The sequence below is a fragment of the Pseudomonas sp. DD1 genome, assembly GCF_044510355.1.
Lineage (GTDB): Bacteria > Pseudomonadota > Gammaproteobacteria > Pseudomonadales > Pseudomonadaceae > Aquipseudomonas > Aquipseudomonas shahriarae.
In genome coordinates, this window is sequence record NZ_MSAJ01000034.1 from 1 (window position 1) to 549 (window position 549).

2 tRNA genes and 1 rRNA gene are annotated in these 549 nt (G+C 45.7%); all 3 read right to left on the minus strand.

The features are described from left to right. Positions 1–200: 200 nt before the first annotated feature. Positions 201–276: transfer RNA gene (locus PSFL_RS21425), tRNA-Ala, on the minus strand. 10 nt (positions 277–286) lie between these two features. Further along, a tRNA-Ile gene (locus PSFL_RS21430) sits at positions 287–363 on the minus strand. Positions 364–485: 122 nt separating this feature from the next. After that, positions 486–549 (minus strand): 16S ribosomal RNA (locus PSFL_RS21435); the annotation flags it as partial.

Below are 549 nucleotides of genomic sequence, written 5' to 3' on the forward strand. Positions count from 1 at the left end.
CATTCGCCGAAAATTCGATAATACTCAATTTGAGTAACTCACAAATTTTACCTTAGCCTGATCCGTTACCAGTGAAAGTAACGTTCAGTCTATCTTTCTATCACATACCCAAATTTTTAAAGAACGATCTAATCAAAGACTAGAAATCAATATTCATTACCGAATATTCATTTCTAAACTCTAACAGCAGAAGCAGTTAATGGTGGAGCCAAGCGGGATCGAACCGCTGACCTCCTGCGTGCAAGGCAGGCGCTCTCCCAGCTGAGCTATGGCCCCATAACAAAATTGGTGGGTCTGGGCAGATTCGAACTGCCGACCTCACCCTTATCAGGGGTGCGCTCTAACCAACTGAGCTACAGACCCAATTTCGAGCGCAACTGATTAGCTAAGAGCTATCAGCTTGGAGCTTAAAGCTGCTTCTATCGTCTTCTTCAATGAATCAAGCAATTCGTGTGGGAACTTATGGAGCAGCTGATGTCGTCGATTAAGGAGGTGATCCAGCCGCAGGTTCCCCTACGGCTACCTTGTTACGACTTCACCCCAGTCATG